The organism is Zongyangia acetica (genome assembly GCF_038739695.1).
GTDB lineage: Bacteria > Bacillota > Clostridia > Oscillospirales > Ruminococcaceae > Zongyangia > Zongyangia gallinarum.
Genome location: NZ_JBBEWN010000006.1, coordinates 43,400 through 60,965 on the forward strand (window position 1 = coordinate 43,400; position 17,566 = coordinate 60,965).

Sequence of the window (17,566 nt, forward strand, 5' to 3'; positions counted from 1 at the left end):
CGCCACAGCGGCAGGCCTGAAAAGTTATTTTAAGAATTAGCAGTTACGACGACCACAACAGCATAGTCGCCTTTTGCCCATACCAGTCCTTTCCCCGGTATTACGATATTGACCGGCACCTTAAACTGTCCGGCTACAATTTCGCTGCCTGAAAGGTCAACTTCGGCCACGATATCCGATGCAGACAAATTTTCTATAATACTGGCATCTCCCACAATCTGTACGTTGGAAATAGATTGTGTGTTGACGGTCACATCAAAGTTAGCCGGCTGGTTCACTACATTGATATTATCGACAGTATAGGTCTGGGATGTTAGATTTTCATTGGTAAAATCTGCCGTAATCGTATTAATATTCTCAATATTGATAAACCCAGAGGGAAGTTGGACATCAAAATCAAAGGTGCTGTCCACATCCAATTGGCTGAAATCCACATAGCCGAGATGCAGTTCGCTCATATTGTCGATGGCATCGGTAGGACCTGCCACCTGAATTGTCTCATTAGACAGGGTATAAGTCAGGGAATCGATGGGGAAGCCGCTGGGCATATGCAAGAAGTCCAGCTTCACCGGCAACTCCTTCATCTTCAGAATGGGGATAGTAACCTCAACCGTTTCATCCTCCTCACTCATGGTGATGGCGGAGTTCTCAATGGCATTTCCCTCTTTGTCCAACAGTGTTACCTGGCCTTCTACAACCTTGGATTCCCGCAGGGTTTCATCTACTTCCACCCTGACCACACATTTTGCCACTCTGGACACATCATTTTCCGGTCCTGTAATGGTAATTTCCGAAGGATTGGCATAAGGCTGCTCCATCATATAACCATCGGGAACGACAACACCGGAAACATCCACATCCAGGCTCAATGTTTGGGTGGACAGACGGTCAAAGGTGACTCGGACCGTCTCCGGCTTGTTAGATATAATCTCAAATGCCTGGCTGTTGTCTCGTTTTGACACCTGGATTTTTAAATCATAGCTTCCCGCCCCAGTCACGCCGGCAAGGGATGCCGTGGCGATTACATCATCAGCAGTCAGACTGCCCACTACATAACGCTCTCCCGTAACCCAAACGTCCACAGTGCTGTCCTCGCCATCTACCACATCCAACCCTAATCTTCCAATGGATGTGGACTGAATATCAATATTAACGGGGACCTGGGTTAACTTTCCATTTATTTCAGGGCTTACGGTAAACGCAACCACAAACCAGGTGATGATGGCAACGACAAAGGCAAAAATCCATACAAATTTTTTATTATCAAACAGCTTACCTAAGCTCAACTTTTTCCATTTCATCTTCATTTGTTTTTCGACCTCCAGAATGCCAGCCTTTTTTCGCCAGATTCGCTGGGCTTGTTGGGCAACAGCTCTTTTTCCAAGAGCTGACTGAGCGTGTGAGCGTCAAATCCCCGCTGGAGGCGGCCATTCATGGCCACCGAAATAACACCGGTTTCTTCAGAAACCACTACCACTACCGCATCAGAGTTTTCGCTCATGCCGATGGCGGCGCGATGTCTGGTTCCCAGCTGCTTACTGATTTCATCTGTTGTAGAGAGAGGCAAAAAACATCCCGCAGCATAAAGTCTGCCTCCCCGGATAATCATAGCGCCGTCATGGAGAGGAGAATTGGGGAAAAAGACATTGCCGATAAGTTCTGCGGTAGGATCCGCATTGATAATGGTGCCAGTTTTGATGATTTCCCCTAGTTTGGTCTGACGTTCGATTACCATCAGCGCCCCAATTTTTTGACGTGACAATGCCGCCGACGCATTACAGATCATTGAAATTGCTGTCCGCCATTTCCACACAGCCTCTTCCTCATCTGTGTTGCCGGCGCCAAACACATTAAAACTAGACAATCGTGTCCGTCCCATTTGCTCCAAAGCTCTTCGCAGTTCCGGCTGGAACACCACCAGCAATGCAATCATTCCGTATTCAAATACATAACGCAGCACAAAGCTCACCGTTTTGAGCCCAACCTGTTCTGCCAATAAATAGGAAATTGCCAACAGGGCGATGCCCTTAACAAGTTGCTCAGCACGTGTTTCCCGTACCAGCTTCACGCCCTTACAAATTAGGTAGGCAACGATGACAATATCCAAAATATCTACAATGGTAATGGTTCTTATAATACTGAGCAGTGAATTCCAAAAAAGTCCCATATTAATACTTCCCTTTATTTTCCATCACGGCTAAACCGTGTTTTTTCCATTGCGCTTGTCTATTCTACTTTTTCAAATCTAGCATATTGCCCTCAGAAGGGGGCAGAAATATCTTATATTCATTTTTATTCTAACACATTTATTTTTTAACTTAAAGGGTGATGACCGTATTTTACATAAAATTCATGAGATTATTTTTTCCCTTTTTGCAGCACTATTTTTACCGCTCCCAGCAACCGTTGAATGTCTTGGGCAGTCGTGAAAGAAGAAAGGCTTGCGCGGATGGCACCGATTTCTGTTGTTCCCAATTTTTGATGGGAAAGGGGGGCACAATGGTAGCCACCTCGCAAAGCAATTCCCTGTCGATCCAACTGTTCCACTGCAGTAAAGCTGTCCATCCCCTGCAGGTTAAAGCAAATCACCGGCACATAATGGTTGTTATCCGGCCGCTTGGTATAGAGAATAACCCCTTTTATCTTGCTCAAGCCATCATAGAGCATACGGGTTAGATTCATTTCGCGCTGATAAATTTTAGGCAGAGTCTCCCTTTTTAGATAAGAAAGGCCTGCTCCCAGTCCAATAATGCCCACTGTATTCAGCGTGCCACTTTCAAATTTGTCGGGCATAAATTCCGGCTGTTCAAGTTCCAGGGAATTACTCCCTGTTCCCCCTTCCATGAGCGGACGCAATAGATCTCCCCGATCGGTGATGAGCACACCGGTACCAGAAGGGCCATAAAGACATTTGTGCCCCGCCATACAGAGAAAATCAATATTGTCTTTTTGAATATCAATAGGAAGGATCCCCGCCGTTTGAGCAGCATCCACCAAAAACAGAATGCCATAGCGCTTTGCCAACTGACCCAGCTTTTCAATAGGAAGACGGATACCGCATACATTAGAGGCATGGGTACAGGCAATAAGCCGGGTGCGGGCTGTAATTTGGGATGCAAAATTTTCCACCGTCCGGTCATCATCCCCCTCTACCACGTCTGCCACACTATAGGTGATCAGTCCCTGGGTGGCCAAACAATGGATTGGCCTGAGCACCGAGTTATGTTCAAAAGTAGAAATGACCACATGATCTCCTCGCTGCAATATCCCTTTGATGGCAATATTTAGCGCGTGGGTGCAATTCTGCGTAAAGATCACATTGGTCACATCATATGCATGGAAAAAATCCGCTAGGGCTTCCCTACAGTCATATACTTTCTCCGCTGTAGCAGCGGACATCCTGTGACCGCTTCTCCCAGGATTTGCTCCATAGGTAGTAAAGGCAGTCTGCACTGCCTTTACTACGGAAGCCGGCTTGGGGAATGTGGTCGCCGCATTATCTAAATATACCACAATCAATCACGCCCTTCGATAAAACCTTCGATAAAAATCCCATTGAGCCTGAGTAGTTCCACCGACCTCTCCACATCCCTATCCTGAACAACCAAACCGTGAGCACAACCACCCTTTTGGTTATGCGTTCTCTCTATGCTGCAGCGTATCCCGTCTCTTTGTAGAAGCCGCTGGCCTTTCATTGCAAATGTCGCTGAGCTGAGAACAATCACCGTTTTTCCCATGAGAAAGACCTCCCGGTAATCAGTTTACCGCAGTATGTCCGTGAGGCCTTGCCGGCGGGTATTCCTTTCCTATCAGACATCACCGCGGCTTTTACATCATATGCGCACTCAGAAGAAGGGTGTGTCCGCTTTATATCCAAACGGGCACACCCTTCTCAAAGCTTCTTATTTTTTGTCAATAGGCAAACGGCATGGGCCGCTATTCCCTCTTTTGCGCCTGTAAATCCCAACCCCTCTTCGGTGGTGGCCTTCACCGATACCACTTCGGTGTCCACATGGCACAGCGCCGCAATATTCCGGCGCATCTCCTGAATATAAGGCGACAATTTGGGCCACTGGGCAATGACGGTAGCATCCAAATTTTCTAAGCGGTATCCTCTTTCTACTATCAGGGCCATCACCCTCTCTAAGAGCTTTTTGCTGTCCGCGCCCTGGTAACTTTCGTCTGTGTCTGGAAAGTGCTTGCCGATATCGCCCAGGGCAAGCGCCCCCAAAAGGGCGTCCATCACCGCATGCAAAAGGACATCCGCATCAGAGTGGCCCAGCAGCCCCCATTCTCCCGGAATATGCACTCCGCCCAAAATCAAAGGGCGTTCCTCTACCAAACGATGGACATCATATCCGTGCCCGATCCGCACAGCCTTTCTCTCCTCTCTGTAGGATGGCTGGCCCTTCTCTTTTAAAAGAGCTGCCGCTACCTGAATATCCTCTGGGGTGGTAATTTTGATATTTTTGTAATCTCCCTGGGCCAAGTACACTTTTTTCCCCTGGCGTTCCACCAGCTGGCAGTCGTCGGTCATGGAAAGTCCCGCCGCTTCACACTCTTGCAGAGCGTCTCGATAAAGCTGTGCAGCAAAAACCTGGGGAGTTTGGGTAATATAAAGCTGTTCCCGATCGGGAGTATGGTCAATACTGCCGTCACATCCTCCCACCTTGATGGTATCTTTTACCTTAACCGCCGCCGTGCAGGCACCCTTTTCTTCCGCCAAAGAAAGGCAGGCATCAATCGTTGCTTGGCTGACCAAAGGCCGGGCGCCGTCGTGTATGCAGTAATATGCTGTCTGTGGATTTGCCGCAAGGATGCCTTGCTTTACCGACGCCTGCCGGCTGTCCCCTCCCGCTACTACGGCGTTGAGTTTTTGGATGCCATATTGCCGGGCCGCATTCTCTGTCTTCTCCCGGTCGGACTGACGTACCACCGCAATAATCTCGTCAATTCGGTCATTGCGTTCAAAGGCCATCAAGCTATGTACCAACACCGGAATCCCATCTATCAGGGCCCATTGCTTGTCAATGCCCTCCATCCGGCTGGCAGATCCTGCCGCCACCACAATCGCCGTTACCTTTTCTTTCATACACTTCCCAGCCTCTCTATTTCTCCCTTCTATCATAACTCCTATAGAAAAAAAAAGCAAAAGCCGGAAGCTTTACTTCCGGCTTTTTTATTAAACCATAGAGAACAATTCTTCATCTGCAGGGACCTGTTTCCCCTCACGAATCATTTTGGTCCAGGCATTTCCTTTCGCGATATTACCCACAAGAAGCATTCCACGCAGGACTCCATCGAGAACCACCCCGCGCTGATAGCTCTTTTCTTCCCTTTTGACAACATAAGTCCCACCATCCAAGAAGATATCCCCAATGGCGAGGGACATGATACCATAATAGTTGAGCCCATTGCGCGGCGGATAAGCATTTTGATAAACTGAATCTTTCCCCGCCATATTTTCCCCGGCTACTTTTCCCTGTTCCACGGCGCACAGCCATGTCCCGGTCAAACCGGTCACATCTCCCGCGGCGAAGATGTCCGGCAAAGAGGTCATCATGTGCTCATTCACGGTAACCCCTCTGTCACTCTTCACAGAGCTTTTCGCAAAGGAAAAATTGGGGCGTACGCCTGCCGCCACAACAATGATGTCACAGTCGATTTTCCTGCCATCTGCCAGCAGAATGCTTCGTGCATGAGAATCGCTATCTATAAGGCAGCTTTCCACCTTTGCCTGAAGGACAAAGGAAGCGCCACGCTCCTCAAAAGCTTTCTGATACCTTGCCGCAGCTTCTTGATCCAGCTGTAGCGGAATGATCCGATCCGCCATCTCCACTACCGTTACCTGACATCCGCGATGCAACAGAGCTTCTGTAACATCCATCCCCACGAGCCCCGAGCCAATGACAACCACCCGGCAACCCTGGCTGATTTCCTTTAAAATTGCGTCTGCATCCGGCATATCACGGAACACAAATACCCCGGTAGCCTCCCGCAGATGCTCTACTGGCGGGATAGAAGGCTGGGCACCGGATGCGATTAGAAGCCTGTCATAGCTTTCCCGGGAACCGTCGGAAAGAAGCACTTCTTTTTGTTCTGGATATATTTCTTCAGCGCCCTGTCCGGAGATCCAACGGACCTGGTATTTCTCGAAAAAATCCGGCTCCACAAAATTGATCTTTTCCGCCGTTTTTTCTCCGGAAAGATAACGCAAAAGCATATTCCTTCCATAAACCTTTTGATCTGTGCTGACAACAACAATCTCATCTTCTTGCCGCAACCCGCGGATTGTTTTCGCAGCCGTCAGGCCGGCGGGTCCCGCGCCGATAATCACGTGTTTCATCGTTTCCACCTCACCATATTCTAATTTCATCCTGTACTATTTTCAGGAAAATATGCAGCAGGATCATGCTTTGAGCATATTGGCATTTTTCCATTTGCCCCGGACAAAGCGCCCAATAAATACAATCAGCCGGAACAGCCAGTCAATGGTCATAGCAATCCAGACACCAAAAACTCCCATTCCCATCCAGCTGGCCAACAGATAGCTAAACGCGATGCGGAACACCCACATAGAGATGATGGACATTATCATGGTATATTTGACATCCCCTGCGGCCCGCAATCCGTTGGGCAGCGTAAAGGAAGCTGTCCATAGAAAAGCTGCACAAATACTGTGATAGATCAGGATCAATAGAGCATCTTTTGCTGCTGTGTCAGAAAGGTTGAAAAAGGCAACCAATGCAGGAGAAGCACAAAGAATCACAGCATTGAGAATTCCCATGCACAGGTAAGCTAGCTTTGTCAGTTTGACAGTATAACAGGTGGCCTGGTCATAGTCTCCGGCCCCAACACATTGGCCCACCACTGTAATCATTGCTAGTCCTATTGCGGTGCCCGGCAACACTGCTACATTGGCAACTGTAGTCGCCACCGCATTGGCCGCAATAGCCGCTGTACCAAAGGTGGCGATCAGCCCCTGTACCAGTATTTTTCCTATCTGGAACATGCCGTTTTCCAGCCCATTAGGGACACCGATCCGCAGAATATTCTGGATCATTCTGGGTTTTAGGTCAAATCTCCACAGTTTCTCCACATGGACAGGCAGCGTCGATCGATGCAGTAATATGATAATAAAAACGCAAGCAAGAAGCCGAGACGCCAATGAAGCAATACCGGCACCGGCAACTCCCATATCAAATCCATAGATTAAAACTGCATTTCCGGAAATGTTGACGATATTCATCAGAAGCGAGGCGAACATAGATACCTTAGAGTTACCCATGGAACGGAAAAGGGCTGCTCCCGCGTTATACACAGCGATAAAGGGATAGGAAAGTGCGGACAGGAACAGATAGGTCTGGGCATTTGTCATAACATCCGCGTCAATGTGGCCAAAGGCTAGATTCAGCAAATGATTGCGCAAAGAAAGGCAAATTACCATAATGACAACAGAAAGAATAGCCACCGTGTAAATGAGTTGTTTACCAGCTATTCGGGCGTTTCTCTCGTCATTGCGCCCCAAGTATTGGGATGTCACCACCGCGCCGCCTGTGGCCAAAGCCGAAAACACATTAATTAAGAGAATATTAATAGTGTCCACCAAAGAAATACCAGAGACAGCCGCTTCACCGTTATTGGCCACCATTACCGTGTCCGCCATACCTACGGTTACCGCTAGAATTTGCTCGATCATCAGCGGTATAATGAGTTTTCTTAGATCCCGCTTTGAAAACATACTCCACCTTCAAAATACACTTTTTTATTAAACTATGCGCCTTTTTATCCCAAAAAGCAAGAGTATGTATGGAGAGAACAAAATATTTGTAAAATCATAGCAGTATTTTCTGCTTTTCTTTTCTGTTTTCTTGTCATTTTGTCTATTTCGTCTGAAATGTCATGAACTTTTTGTTGGAAAAAAGGTTTGAGAAATAAGAAAACTCCCGCTATACTTAAAAGAGAAACTAAACTGCAAGGAGGTCCTCCCGTGGAACAGTCCAAATATGATTGGAAGGAAATTGCCCGATTTTTTCTCATCAACCTGCTTGGCTCCTATTGCTATGCCATGGGGGTCCATATTTTTACTACGCCCCATCAGATTGCACCAGGAGGTATCACTGGTCTTGCCACCATGATTAACTTTCTATGGGGCCTTCCTATCGGCGTTATGACCTTCGCTATTAATGTTCCCCTGCTTATCCTATCCTGGCTCCATATCTCCCATCAGTTTACCATACGTACGGCAATTTCTACCGCTCTGCTCAGTGTCTGTACCGACTTGCTGGTCATCTGGATGCCTCAATACCCTTCCACCTCTGCCCTGGCTCCCCTGCTGGCCAGTCTATTTGGCGGGATCCTTATGGGCATTGGAAATGGTCTTGTCTATATGGGAAATTCCACTACGGGAGGTACTGCCATTGTAGGCGCTCTCATTCAGAAAAGGTTTCCCCAATTTTCTATGGGCAAACTGTTGACCGGAGCTAATATGCTGATCGTGATCGCCTCCATCTTTGTCTTTGGCAACATTGATTCTGCCATCTTCGCTGGTATCTGCATCTACATTTCCGGCTTGGTCATGGACCAGCTGGTCTATGGTATGAACATCAACCGGCTTCTCTTCATCATCTCTGATCAGAGCTCCGCCATAGAAAACCGGATCCTACAGGATCTTCATCGAGGGGTGACTGTTCTCAAGGGCGAAGGGGGCTACAAGCATTCCCAGAAAAATGTTATCTTCTGCGTGGTCAGCAAATCCCAATTTCACAAGGTGAGAAAGCTTACCATGCAGGTGGATCCCGGTGCATTTATTGTCGGCTGCGAGGCCGGCGACGTGCTGGGCCGTGGCTTCCGCCATCTGGACTAACATAAGAAAAGGCAGCCGGAAACCGGCTACCTTTTCTTCATTCCTCGGCATGGTTGATAAAGCCTTTAAATACCGTCAAGATCAAAATCTTGATGTCCAGAAAAAAAGTCCAGTTTTCGATATAGAAAATATCGCACTTAATCCGTTCCAAAATAGAGGTATCTCCCCTCCATCCATGAATTTGAGCCCAGCCCGTAATACCAGGGCGCACCAGATGCTTCATCATATAAAGAGGAATTTCCTCCTTAAATTTCCCCACAAAAAAAGGACGTTCCGGCCGAGGGCCTACTAAGCTCATGTCCCCTTTGAGCACATTAAAAAGCTGTGGCAGCTCATCTATGCTGTATTTTCGGAGGAATACTCCGAATTTGGTTCTCCGGCTGTCGTTTTGGGTTCCCCAGGTAGTCATATCTGACCGGTCGTCCATCTGCATGGAACGGAATTTATACATAGTAAAAGGTTTCTTGTTCCGACCAATCCTCTGCTGACGATAAATAATGGGACCCGGGGAGGTACATCTGACCCCGACAGCGATGACAAGCAAAAGAGGGGACAAAATTAGCAGCCCTAGCCCTGATGCTAGGATATCAAAGCTTCGCTTTACAAAGGAATTGATGGGATTATCCAGCGGAACGCGTCGCAGGTTGATCAGGGGCATTCCCTCGATTTCATCAATGTAGGGTCTTGTAGGCAGGTATTTCGTGTAGAAGGGCAGGAGACTGGATTTCACTCCGGACTTCTCACAAATATCGATGATATCCCCTAAATGAGGAAACTCGTCATAGTCTAAAGAGATGACTACTTCATCAATTCCACTGCCGGCAAGCAGATCCTGCAGCCGTGAAAAATCCCCGCTGTAAGGGATGTCCCTCCCCCCCACATCTTCCTTCTGACCGCTGATATATCCATCTATCCTGTAGCCCAAATTCTTGTTGGTGCTGATCTTGTCAAAAAATTCGCCAGCGGCTTCATTCCATCCCACGAGGAGTAGATGCTTTAAATTGTAGCCCTTTCTTCTCAGATACCGTAACAGTTTCCGCAAGATGATCCGCTCTATTGAGGATAAAATGAAATTGATCCCTCCGAATAGAAGGATAACCATCCGGGAAATATTGACTTCCTTTAAAAAGAAGGCCAATACAAAGATAAAAATAATACCAACAAGATTGGCCTCCATCACCTTACCGATTTCAGACGTCAGCGTCTTATGTCGATAGGTTTCGTGGAGGCCGAAATAATGGTAAATCAAAAAATAGGCCGGTACTGCTACAAGCATCAGCTGCATATAATAGACAAGTTCTATGGCATTACTTTCTCCCGCTAACAAATCAAACCGGATGTGGTAAGACAACAGCATGGAAAAAATGCTGATGATAGCATCGCCTAACACCAGTAACAGGTTGAAAAGCCTTTGATTCTCCTTTATCATTCCGTTAGCTCCTCTTTGGATCTGCACTTCCTTTTGTTTTATCTTCCATCTTCTATCATAAATGAGAATTTTTATCTGTAATCAAAAACGCCCCGGATGTCCGGGGCATTTTCTGCCGTCCTCAGAACAATGTGACATAAGGGACCAGCAGCAGCCGGTTCGTTTGCAACAGAAAAGCGTAATACAAAAGCCCCACTGCAAGAACAAACCCAATGGCAGCATAATACAGGGCTTTTTGATCTCTCAATTCGGTCCGCAGCTTTGTTTCTTTGGCGCTTGTTTGCTTTCTTCTGCCTCTATCCGCCTGCTGGAGCAGGGTGAGTTCCTCAGTTTTCTCTGGATCCACCTGCACCGAACAAACGATCTCTGGAAGCAGATAGATGATCGCCGGGAAGAAAATCAAAGCAACCCGTTGAAAGATGAAATGCTTTATGGTGAGTATGAACAAAAAGGCCGCATACATTGTGAAATTCAGCAGCACCACATTCTGTGGATTTCTGTTGAGTAATCTTTTTTTCAGACAATAGGCAGCGATAAACACTACAATGGGGATGAGCGCCGTCTTAACATCTCTGCCCATGAGATAGTAGCGTCCCTGTTCCGTTTCGGTATAAAATTGATAGACAAATTTGGTCACAAAATTGATAATGGGCCAGGAAAAAATAAGGATTAGTCCTGTTCCTGCCCCATAGATGACCAGCGATTTCCAATTGACAGGCAGATTGGCCAAGAAATAAATGGGAATTAAAATCAGCACACTTTTATGGAAGGAGGCGGCCAGCAGGACCAGCAGTATATAAGGAACCAACTTTTTCTTTTGCAGAAAGGGGATGGCAAACAATAGGATGGAAATCGCTATTTCCTGCCGAAGGGTGCACATGGTATAGCCGAAGAATCCGAAGGCGACAAAGGTAAAAACGCTGATCCAAACAGAGGAAGAATATCGGTAGATGGCTACGGCTCGCAGCCCAATGGTCAGAACTGCGACTACCGCCATAAACACATAGGTATGATTTGTAACAAGGGAAACTAGATAGTTAAGCAGACTAAATCCAAATTCAATTCGATAGGGATTCTCCGCTGAAATTAGGTAGCTAAGGTCATGGTTTGCCACCGACTGAAAATAGTTGGCATACATTTTATAATCTATCCCTACAGTATCGGCACGCAAACTTGCCATGAGCATCATCACAGCTGTTACCACACATAGATAGATTAAATCATTTCTCCGGCTGCCCCTGCGTTCGCAGAGCACAAACCCTAGCACTGCCACCGGAAGTAGCAGTAAATAATAGGGGAGCACACATCCACCCGCCTTCTTTGGGACATAGTTCTCATCTTTTTCAATGTCCCGAAAACATATGGTTACACGGTTATTATGCCTATCTATTGGGTGGATATAAACAATCTGTTCTATCTTTTATCATAAATCCTGATGCTGCCTTCCCTCATGGTCCAGGGTATAGGGAGCTGGATAAATCAGGGAGCTTACCGTCACAAATTCATAGCCTTTTTCCCGCAGCTGGCCCAATATCTGGGGAAGGGCTGTGGGGGTATCTGGCGCGCCACTGTGAAATAGTACAATAGAGCCATTTCCCACCTTACCCATCACCCTTTCTACAATTGTTTCGGCACCTGGCTTTTTCCAGTCGATAGAGTCTATATTCCATTGAATACACTCAAGGCCCGCATCACGTACAGCCCGTACCACCTCGCTGTTATAGGAACCCGAGGGCACCCGAAAGAGGGTCGGCCTTACCCCGGTAACCGCTTGGATTTTATCACAGGAGTTCTGGATTTCCGCCTGGATCTGCTCGTTGGAAATTTGTGTCATATCCGCATGGGTGTCCGAATGGCTCATGACCTCGTGTCCGGCTTCAGCCAATTTCTTCACAGACTCCGGGTAGGTTTCGCACCATTGTCCCACCACAAAAAAGGTACATTTGGCGTTATAGCCTTCCAAGATTTGAAGTAGTGCATCAATATCCTTGTCATCCCAGGCGCAGTTAAAGGTAATCGCCACCTTCTTTTCTTGGGTGTCCACGCTGTAAATGGGGATATCCTTTTTATCCTGCATTGTCCCTACCACTCTGGAGGCCCCGTAGGCAATGCAGACGGCAATCATTATGCCGAAGAGAATCACAAAGCTGCTGAGCATCAGCTTCTTTTTTGTTACAACAGAATAGCCCATATTCCCGCTCCCTTTCATTGTTTTTCATCTCTCTTCAATATATGAGCCTTTATCTTTCAGCAGAAGAAAAAATCATTACTTTGCACCAGGGATTCTTCTATAATTCTCGGTGAAATTGTCGATATGCCCTAATTTTTCTCAACGACTTGACAAGTCATATAATTTGGCATATGATTTTAGCAACACGAGAAAAGCGATGATGGGGAAATTACACCGACAGATTCTTTTAGAGAGTTGCCGGCTGGTGAAAGGCAATAGATATGCGGTGGAGCAATCACCCCTGAGCTGCTGGCTGAACCCCATCTGGGCAAGTAAGCTTTGCCGGTTCCTGACCGTTAAAGACAGGCCGCATTGATCAAAAGATGCGGAAATAAGTGGGCATCTTCTCAAAAGATGTCAATAAGAGTGGTACCACGGAAGCCAAAGCCTTCGTCTCTTGCAGACGCAGGCTTTTTTTGTTAGAAAAATCTCGAAAGGGGCAGATCACATGACCAGAAAAATCGAGATATTGGATTCCACCCTCCGGGATGGCGCCCAAGGGGAAGGCATTTCCTTCTCGGTGGAGGATAAACTGAATATTGTGCGGTCTCTGGACCGGCTGGGTGTGGATTATATTGAAGCCGGTAATCCCGGCTCTAATCCCAAAGACATGGAGTTTTTCGAACGGGTTAAAATGCTGGATCTTCGTTATTCCCGTTTGGTTGCCTTCGGCTCTACCCGTCGATGTCATATCCCGGTCCAAGAGGATAAAAACGTCCGGGCCCTTATCGGCGCCGGCACCTCTACTGTGGCCATCTTCGGCAAGTGCTGGGATATGCATGTCACCGAGATTCTCCGCACCACCCTGGAGGAAAATCTTCGGATGATTGAAGAGACCCTTGCCTATTTTAAGAGTCACGGCAAAGAGGTCATCTTTGATGCAGAGCATTTTTTCGACGGATATAAAAAGAATCCGGATTATGCAATGCAGGCCTTAGAAGCTGCGGTTCGGGCTGGCGCTGACTGTCTGAACCTTTGTGACACCAACGGCGGATGTTTTCCCGATGAAATTTATGAGATGACCAAGGCTGTCTGTGCGCGCTTTCCTGTTAAAGTGGGCATCCACTGCCACAATGACATAGGATGTGCGGTGGCTGGTACCCTCATGGCAGTTAAAGGCGGGGCAACCCATGTCCAGGGCACCTATATCGGGTTTGGAGAACGGTGTGGCAATACCAATCTATCCACTGTAATCCCTTCTCTCCAGCTCAAGGCGGGATATCATTGCATCCCGGACGAAAACATTCGCCTTCTCACCAAAACTGCCACCTACATTGCCGAAATTTCCAATCTCACGGTGGATCATGGTATGCCCTATGTGGGGAAAAGCGCTTTTGCCCATAAGGGTGGCATGCATGTAGATGGGGTCAACAAAAACCCCGCTTCCTTTGAGCATATTCCGCCGGAAACAGTGGGAAATAAGCGCAACATCCTCCTTTCAGAGGTAGCAGGGCGGGGGGCTGTCGTCAAAAAGCTCAGCCACCTGGATCATTCCATTACCAAAGATTCCCCCCAGGCGCAGGAAATGGTAGAACTACTCAAGAATAAAGAGCTGGAGGGCTACCAATTTGAATCCGCTTCCGCCTCCTTGGAGCTTCTGATTCTCAAACGCCTAGGACGTTTTACCCCATTTTTCCACATTGAACACTTTAAAATCATCGGAGAGCGGGAACAGGATAAAAGCGCCCCTTCCTCCGCTATGGTAAAGATCAAGGTGGGAGATCAATACGAAATCACTGCTGATGAGGGAAACGGCCCTGTCCATGCCTTGGACAAGGCCATGCGCAAGGCCTTAGAGGTTTTCTATCCCGCCCTTTCCCACATGCGCCTTATCGACTATAAGGTCCGTGTCATGGAAACCCACCAGGCCACCGCCGCCAAAGTCCGGGTTCTCATCGAGTCTACCGACGGGCAGAATGTCTGGACCACCATCGGCGTATCGACCGACGTCATTAACGCCAGTGCTACCGCCTTGTCTGATTCCATCGAATACAAACTTTACAAGGACGCTCATCCTGACAAATGAGAAAAAATCTGTTATAATAAATTTTTAGAATTGGTTATTAGTTGCAAGTTTATCTGATAAAAATTGCAGAAGCTATGTTTTCTGTTCAAAGAAAGGAAGGATTTTACTCATGGGTATGACAATGACACAAAAAATCCTCGCCGCTCACGCCGGCAAAGAACGGGTGCGAGCCGGAGAACTTATCAGTGCAAAGCTGGATATGGTACTCGGCAATGACATCACTTCTCCCGTCGCCATTAACGAATTTTATAAGTACGGCTTTGAGCAGGTATTTGATAAGGAAAAAATCTCCCTGGTCATGGATCATTTTACTCCAAATAAGGACATCAAAGCCGCAACACAGGCAAAGCAATGCCGCGATTTTGCAGCAAAGATGGAAATCGTCAACTATTATGATGTGGGACAAATGGGGGTAGAGCATGCGCTTTTACCGGAAAAAGGCTTGGTTGCTCCAGGAGAACTGGTCATCGGTGCTGATTCCCACACCTGCACCTACGGCGCGCTGGGTGCTTTCTCCACCGGCGTCGGCTCCACCGATATGGCCGCCGGTATGGCACAAGGTGTCGCCTGGTTTAAAGTCCCCTCTGCCATTAAATTTAATCTCAAAGGCAAACTGACCGGTTATGCCAGCGGCAAAGACGTCATCCTGCATATTATCGGTATGATCGGCGTAGATGGGGCCCTCTACAAATCTATGGAATTTAGTGGAGAAGGCCTCTCCTCCCTCTCCATGGACGATCGGCTCTGTATGGCCAATATGGCCATTGAGGCAGGAGCCAAAAATGGCATTTTCCAGGTAGATGATGTGGTTCTTGATTATGTCAAAGACAAAGTTCACCGGGATTTTCAGGTCTATGAAGCTGAACCCGATGCAGAGTATGAAAAAGTCTATGACATCGATCTAAGTCAGATCAAGCCCACGGTGGCCTTCCCCCATCTCCCCGAAAACACAAAGACTGTAGAAGAAATCAAAGAGCCTGTCGCCATCGATCAGGTGGTCATCGGCTCCTGCACCAACGGCCGTCTCAGCGACCTTGTAGCCGCCGCCCAGGTGCTCAAGGGCAGAAAGGTAAAGAAGGGTGTACGGGCCATTATCATTCCAGCCACCCAGAAAATCTATCTGGAGGCCATGAAAATGGGACTTCTGGAAACCTTCATCGAGTCTGGTTGCGTTGTCTCCACCCCTACCTGCGGTCCCTGCCTCGGCGGATATATGGGTATCCTCGCCAAAGGGGAAAGAGCCGTCGCCACCACCAACCGCAACTTTGTAGGCCGGATGGGACATCCGGAATCAGAGGTCTATCTTGCAAGTCCGGCTGTGGCTGCCGCCAGCGCTGTGGCAGGCGTTATCGCTACCCCAGACCAGCTGTAATCGACAAAGGAGGTTAGGAACAATGAATGCACACGGCAAAGTATTAAAATATGGTGACAACGTGGATACCGACGTCATTATTCCAGCGCGGTATCTCAACTCCGCAGATCCCAAGGAGCTAGCCTCCCACTGTATGGAAGATCTGGACAAAGATTTTACAAATAAGGTTCATCCCGGCGACATCATTGTAGCAGGCTATAACTTCGGCTGCGGCTCCTCCCGGGAACACGCCCCTATTGCAATCAAGGAAAGCGGCATTTCCTGTGTCATTGCCCGCTCCTTCGCCCGCATTTTTTACCGCAACTCTATCAATATTGGGCTGGCAATTCTGGAGTGCGAGGAAGCCTGTGACAAAATTTCCGATGGTGATGAGGTGGAAATCGACTTTGACACTGGTATCATCAAGAATCTAACAAAAAATGAAGGCTATCAGGCTCAGCCCTTCCCAGATTTTATCAAAGGGATTATCAATTTCAACGGGCTGCTCAATTATCTAAAAAACAACAAATAGAAGGGAGCACCCTACTATGAATAAGAATATTGCGCTGATCAAGGGTGACGGCATTGGACCTGAAATCGTCGGTGAGGCTGTCAAGGTCCTGGACAAAATTGCGCAAACCTATGGCCACCATTTTTCCTACACTGAGGTACTGGCCGGTGGCTGCGCCATTGACGCAACCGGTCATCCCCTGCCCCAGGAATCCATTGAGAAATGCAGGCAAAGCGACAGTGTGCTGTTGGGAGCTGTGGGCGGTCCCAAATGGGATCAGCTAGACGGCAACCTCCGCCCAGAAAAGGCTCTTCTCGGCATCCGCAGCGCTTTGGGTCTTTTCTCCAACATTCGTCCTGCTAAACTCTTCCCTCCGCTGGCTCACGCTTGTCCCCTGCGCCCTGACATTAGTGGCGGCGGACTGGATCTGGTCATCGTTCGTGAGCTTATTGGCGGCGTATATTTTGGCGAGCGGGGCACCACAGTGAAAAACGGGGAAAAATACGCCTATGATACGATGGGTTATTCCGAGCACGAAATTGAACGGATTGGCCGGGTAGCCTTTGAAATGGCAAGGAAGCGCCGGAAAAAGGTGACCAGTGTCGATAAGGCCAATGTGTTGGACAGTTCCCGGCTTTGGCGGGAGGTCATGCATCGTCTGGCCCGGGAATACGGCGATGTGGAATACGCTGATATGCTGGTGGATAACACCGCCATGCAGCTGGTGCGCAATCCCGGCCAGTTTGACGTCATCGTTACCGAAAACATGTTTGGCGACATTCTCTCCGATGAGGCTAGTATGATTACCGGTTCTATCGGGATGATTCCCTCCTCTAGCTTAGGAGCAGGGACTCTGGGCATGTATGAGCCCATCCATGGATCCGCTCCGGATATTGCCGGGAAAAATATCGCCAATCCCATTGCTACCATTCTTTCCGCTGCGATGATGCTGAAATACTCCTTCGATATGGCAAAAGAAAGCGATGCTATTGAAGATGCAGTAGCTACAGTCCTTTCGCAGGGATATCGAACCAGTGATATTATGAGTGAAGGTTGTACCCTGCTCTCCTGCACTGAGATGGGAGATCAGATAGCTTCCCTGATCTAGCTAAAAAATAAAGGGACCAAGGAAATATTTCCTCGGTCCCTTTAT

At 47.9% G+C, this 17,566-nt stretch carries 15 protein-coding genes and 1 other annotated feature; of the genes, 5 read left to right on the plus strand and 10 right to left on the minus strand.

Annotated features, from left to right (window positions below; translation table 11 throughout):
- Positions 1 to 29: 29 nt before the first annotated feature.
- The 7 genes from WGC32_RS06830 to WGC32_RS06860 form a co-directional block, all read right to left on the minus strand.
- A complete protein-coding gene (locus WGC32_RS06830) occupies positions 30 to 1,307 on the minus strand; it encodes a CdaR family protein (RefSeq protein ID WP_342681146.1) in 1,278 nt (425 codons plus the stop codon).
- Positions 1,304 to 2,167: a diadenylate cyclase CdaA gene (cdaA, locus tag WGC32_RS06835; protein WP_191482774.1), complete on the minus strand. Its 864-nt coding sequence runs from the start codon at positions 2,165 to 2,167 to the stop codon at positions 1,304 to 1,306. Before cdaA ends, WGC32_RS06830 begins: the two co-directional genes overlap by 4 nt.
- A 191-nt stretch (positions 2,168 to 2,358) precedes the next feature.
- Positions 2,359 to 3,513 (minus strand): aminotransferase class V-fold PLP-dependent enzyme, encoded by a 1,155-nt coding sequence (locus WGC32_RS06840; protein WP_342681147.1) that lies wholly within the window; start codon positions 3,511 to 3,513, stop codon positions 2,359 to 2,361.
- 2 nt (positions 3,514 to 3,515) lie between these two features.
- Positions 3,516 to 3,737 (minus strand): putative Se/S carrier-like protein, encoded by a 222-nt coding sequence (locus WGC32_RS06845; protein WP_342681148.1) that lies wholly within the window; start codon positions 3,735 to 3,737, stop codon positions 3,516 to 3,518.
- A 155-nt stretch (positions 3,738 to 3,892) separates the two neighbouring features.
- Positions 3,893 to 5,092 (minus strand): 2-C-methyl-D-erythritol 2,4-cyclodiphosphate synthase, encoded by a 1,200-nt coding sequence (gene ispF / locus WGC32_RS06850; protein WP_342681149.1) that lies wholly within the window; start codon positions 5,090 to 5,092, stop codon positions 3,893 to 3,895.
- Positions 5,093 to 5,182: 90 nt separating this feature from the next.
- Positions 5,183 to 6,346, minus strand: a complete 1,164-nt coding sequence (locus WGC32_RS06855) for an NAD(P)/FAD-dependent oxidoreductase (protein WP_342681150.1) — start codon at positions 6,344 to 6,346, stop codon at positions 5,183 to 5,185.
- 63 nt (positions 6,347 to 6,409) lie between these two features.
- On the minus strand, positions 6,410 to 7,741 hold the full coding sequence (locus tag WGC32_RS06860; protein ID WP_342681151.1) for an MATE family efflux transporter: 1,332 nt from the start codon (positions 7,739 to 7,741) through the stop codon (positions 6,410 to 6,412).
- 249 nt (positions 7,742 to 7,990) lie between these two features.
- Here WGC32_RS06860 and WGC32_RS06865 point away from each other — a divergent pair, with 249 nt between their 5' ends.
- The gene (locus WGC32_RS06865; RefSeq protein WP_342681152.1) at positions 7,991 to 8,866 is read left to right on the plus strand and encodes a YitT family protein; all 876 of its coding nucleotides are present in this window, start codon (positions 7,991 to 7,993) and stop codon (positions 8,864 to 8,866) included.
- 37 nt (positions 8,867 to 8,903) lie between these two features.
- Here the strand turns inward: WGC32_RS06865 and WGC32_RS06870 are convergent, their stop codons facing one another.
- The 3 genes from WGC32_RS06870 to WGC32_RS06880 form a co-directional block, all read right to left on the minus strand.
- Positions 8,904 to 10,295, minus strand: a complete 1,392-nt coding sequence (locus WGC32_RS06870) for an undecaprenyl-phosphate glucose phosphotransferase (RefSeq protein ID WP_342681153.1) — start codon at positions 10,293 to 10,295, stop codon at positions 8,904 to 8,906.
- Positions 10,296 to 10,416: 121 nt separating this feature from the next.
- Positions 10,417 to 11,598 (minus strand): EpsG family protein, encoded by a 1,182-nt coding sequence (locus tag WGC32_RS06875; RefSeq protein WP_342681154.1) that lies wholly within the window; start codon positions 11,596 to 11,598, stop codon positions 10,417 to 10,419.
- A gap of 120 nt (positions 11,599 to 11,718) precedes the next feature.
- Positions 11,719 to 12,486: a polysaccharide deacetylase family protein gene (locus WGC32_RS06880; protein WP_342681155.1), complete on the minus strand. Its 768-nt coding sequence runs from the start codon at positions 12,484 to 12,486 to the stop codon at positions 11,719 to 11,721.
- Positions 12,487 to 12,673: 187 nt separating this feature from the next.
- Positions 12,674 to 12,926, plus strand: a binding site (T-box leader).
- 47 nt (positions 12,927 to 12,973) lie between these two features.
- Between WGC32_RS06880 and cimA the strand changes: the two genes are divergently transcribed.
- The 4 genes from cimA to leuB all read left to right on the plus strand — a co-directional run bounded on the left by cimA (position 12,974) and on the right by leuB (position 17,521).
- Positions 12,974 to 14,551 (plus strand): citramalate synthase, encoded by a 1,578-nt coding sequence (cimA, locus tag WGC32_RS06885; RefSeq protein WP_191510323.1) that lies wholly within the window; start codon positions 12,974 to 12,976, stop codon positions 14,549 to 14,551.
- Between the two features lie 109 nt (positions 14,552 to 14,660).
- Positions 14,661 to 15,923, plus strand: a complete 1,263-nt coding sequence (gene leuC, locus WGC32_RS06890; RefSeq protein ID WP_342681156.1) for a 3-isopropylmalate dehydratase large subunit — start codon at positions 14,661 to 14,663, stop codon at positions 15,921 to 15,923.
- A 22-nt stretch (positions 15,924 to 15,945) separates the two neighbouring features.
- Entirely contained in the window at positions 15,946 to 16,434 is a 489-nt protein-coding gene (gene leuD / locus WGC32_RS06895) for a 3-isopropylmalate dehydratase small subunit (RefSeq protein ID WP_342681157.1), read from the plus strand.
- Positions 16,435 to 16,450: 16 nt separating this feature from the next.
- Positions 16,451 to 17,521, plus strand: a complete 1,071-nt coding sequence (gene leuB, locus WGC32_RS06900; protein WP_342681158.1) for a 3-isopropylmalate dehydrogenase — start codon at positions 16,451 to 16,453, stop codon at positions 17,519 to 17,521.
- The last annotated feature ends 45 nt before the right edge of the window (positions 17,522 to 17,566 follow it).